The sequence below is a fragment of the Serratia sp. (in: enterobacteria) genome (assembly GCF_051654945.1).
Classification (GTDB): domain Bacteria; phylum Pseudomonadota; class Gammaproteobacteria; order Enterobacterales; family Enterobacteriaceae; genus Chania.
The window spans coordinates 1-2,786 of sequence record NZ_JBOFZA010000011.1 but is presented as its reverse complement, the minus strand read 5'-3'; the positions used below and the strand labels follow the sequence as shown (position 1 = coordinate 2,786).

4 protein-coding genes are annotated in these 2,786 nt (G+C 45.7%); 1 reads left to right on the top strand and 3 read right to left on the bottom strand.

Features of this window, described 5'->3' with window-relative positions:
- The coding region (locus ACRDCA_RS00100) for a hypothetical protein (protein WP_438687744.1) at nt 1–1,798 on the top strand (1,798 nt) is incomplete at its 5' end.
- 40 nt (nt 1,799–1,838) lie between these two features.
- Here the strand turns inward: ACRDCA_RS00100 and ACRDCA_RS00095 are convergent.
- The 3 genes from ACRDCA_RS00095 to ACRDCA_RS00085 are packed head-to-tail and all read right to left on the bottom strand — an operon-like array spanning nt 1,839 to nt 2,764.
- Nucleotides 1,839–2,273 carry a hypothetical protein gene (locus ACRDCA_RS00095; protein ID WP_438687743.1) on the bottom strand — a complete coding sequence of 145 codons (435 nt, stop codon included), beginning with the start codon at nt 2,271–2,273 and terminating at the stop codon, nt 1,839–1,841.
- Between the two features lie 36 nt (nt 2,274–2,309).
- A complete protein-coding gene (locus tag ACRDCA_RS00090; RefSeq protein WP_438687742.1) occupies nt 2,310–2,489 on the bottom strand; it encodes a hypothetical protein in 180 nt (59 codons plus the stop codon).
- 5 nt (nt 2,490–2,494) lie between these two features.
- Entirely contained in the window at nt 2,495–2,764 is a 270-nt protein-coding gene (locus ACRDCA_RS00085; RefSeq protein ID WP_438687741.1) for a hypothetical protein, read from the bottom strand.
- Nucleotides 2,765–2,786: the final 22 nt, after the last annotated feature.

The window sequence follows — 2,786 nt, the reverse complement described above, 5'->3', positions numbered from 1 at the left end:
AACGCGTTCTAAGGACATGGTGCGTCAACCCAAGCAACCACAAGCGGAAGAACCTGAAATCGCTCCTGAGCCCACTCCTGAGCCTGAGAAGCCGCGTGTTAAGTCTACCGACCTTGTTCGTAACAAGTTGGAAGAACGTAAAGAGAAATTTGAAGATATGAGTGCCAAGGAACGTCAAGACATGCTCAAGACTGACCCTGAGCAGTATCGTCAAATGGAACGTGCTCGTGAAGACTTGGAGAAGACCAACACTCTTATTGACTCTCTTGCTTCTAAGCATAAGATGTCTGAAGAGGCAGTCGCTGACTACATCAATGAAATGGGTGGCGTAGATGGTGTTCGGAAGGAAATGCGTGACAAGAACATCAAGGGTAATGAGCACCAGTACATTGACCGTCGCATTCGTGAGATGGAAGACCTCAAGATTAAGGAAGCCAAGAGTAAGGTGTCTAACCTTCGTGATACCGCTGCTAAGGCAGTAGGTGAGGACACTGGTGTCAAGGTTGACCCAGAGTTTGAGGCGAGTGTGATTGCTGATAAGCACATGCAAGTTCGTGATGAACTTTCTTCTTTGGGCTTTGAAGATGACATCATCAACCAAGCTTTGAAGAATGCAAAGGCAACTGATACCACTTCCGACTTCGATCCTAAGATCGTCAAGAACTGGGCTAAAACGCTCCAGAAGAAGCAGGTGGATGAAGCCAAGGCATCTATGGCAGAAGCCAATGAAAAGGCTAAGGAAGCCGTACAGAGAGCCTCAGAGCATGCTAAGAAGCCAATGCCTGAAGGTGAGCGTGTTGCTGCTGAACGTCAGCTTAAAGAGCAAATCTCTGCACATGAAGGTGTTCTCAAGAAGAAGGGCGTGTCTGCTACAGACCGTGCTAAATCTCAAGCTCAGCTGGATAAGCTCAACCGAGCACTTACTCAGTTGTCAGAGCGTGAAACCAAACTGGCCCAAGCTAAGCGTGATGCTGATGCAGAAGCTAAGGAAGCTACCAAGGAAATGGAACGTACTCGTCGTGAGTATGAACAACTTTGGAAGAAGGCTGAGAAGCGTATGGATGACATCCAGAAGAGTGTTGCAGATGGTGAGAAACTTGCCAAGCAAGAGAAGGACATGACCGAAGCACTTGTTGCTATGGGTGCTCCTGAATCCACTGCACAGCGTATTCTGCACAACATGTTCATCTCTCGTGAGAAGCCTCTCAGTGATGCTGAGTTTAGTAAGCTTCGTGCTCGTGCTGTCCAAGACCTCGAAAAGGCCAAGGAAGCTGAGACTAAGGTTGCTAAGGAAGCTGTGAAGGAAGATGTTGCTAAGATGAGTGACTCTGAGTTGGAAGCTGCTGCTAAAGAAGTCCTAGCAGTACGTCGTGAAGTGAAGGATTTGTCTGCCACTGAACAACAAGCTGTAACTCAAGCAATCATCGACGAACTGAATGCTCGTGGACAAGAAGGTGAAGCTACCTATATGAAAGCTTTCAACCAGATTGTAGCTCGTGCTGAGGAACGTAAGAAACAATTCCCTAACAACAAGAAGCTTTGGATTTCCGCTGATGATAAGCAACTTCTACAAGAACTGATGAATAAAGGGGAAGGTAAGAGCTGGATGGGTAACCTTCAGAAGCAACTAGCCTCTAGGTTCTTTGGGGATGCAGAATCAGGCAGTAAATATATTCGCCTGTCTGAGGAGGAGATTGAGAAGAGAGTGAAGATGGGGTTGGTAGATGACGACCTTGTTGACGCACCTCGTGCATCTTGGAAGAAGATTGGCCGTAAGGTTAACAAATCTGATAAGTAAAAATAAAGGGCCTTGGAGGAAACTCCTTGGCCCTTTTTCTTTATAACATGTCTAGCTCGAACTGATCTTGTGACCAGTGTCGGAATCCGTGTTTGTCTGCCCATTCTTCAAGAGTGGCATACGTTCCGTCTTTGCGCTTACGGGCGAATGGGAACCTTGTCCCTGCCTTCTGCCAAACGAAAACCAACTCTTGTTTCTCTGCATTCAAAACCTCTCGGATAAACAAATACTTTCTAGCTTCAGCATTGTCTTGGAAGCGGCCCTTAGTTTCAATAAGGAACCGTTTACCATCTTCCCTATCCCAAACGAAATCTGGTTCGTAAGTATGGGAGACAGTGTACTCAACCTTGTCTTCTTTGTTATGGAAACGACAGGGAGCTAACTTTGTTTCGTGGAGATTCTTCTCCAACATACTATCATACCCTGACCCTTTAAGTACGTCCTCTTTCTTAGGACGCCAACGACGTCTTGCCATAATTCTCCTAAAAGAAAAGGGGCACTAGGCCCCTAATCAAAACTTACGATGTTGTCGTACTGCTCGGTTGTTACCTGACAACTCACCTTGCTGTCGTTTGTTATCAATCCGAATCTCCTTAGACGTGAGTCTATTACGCTGAAGGAAATCAAGTTCCTCATTCTCTTCTTCTTGGTTCAGAATAGCATCAATATCTTCACGAAAAAGTTTCGTCATAGTACTTACTCCATTTCATCTTCATCATTAACAACGAAGAAATCTTTACCTTCAACAAGACCAGCAAGGTCTCCAGTATAGATCTTCATACCGTAGAGAGACTGCATCTTACCAGCGTTAAGAGCATAGAAAGATTCACGAGGAATTCCCAACATCTCTGCGAAACGCCGTACACTGTAGAGAACATAGATACGACCATCTGCATCGATAACGGAAATACCCTTAGCTTGACGTCCTCTGCGAACGGATTTCAAAGTAGGCATTGGGATAGACATGGTACAACTCCTGTTGACAGTT

What these genes read in the sequence shown, in the direction of transcription:
- ACRDCA_RS00085 (WP_438687741.1), bottom strand. Translation starts at nt 2,764, where the DNA reads ATGTCTATCCCAATGCCTACTTTGAAATCCGTTCGCAGAGGACGTCAA.
- ACRDCA_RS00095 (WP_438687743.1), bottom strand. Translation starts at nt 2,273, where the DNA reads ATGGCAAGACGTCGTTGGCGTCCTAAGAAAGAGGACGTACTTAAAGGG.
- ACRDCA_RS00090 (WP_438687742.1), bottom strand. Translation starts at nt 2,489, where the DNA reads ATGACGAAACTTTTTCGTGAAGATATTGATGCTATTCTGAACCAAGAA.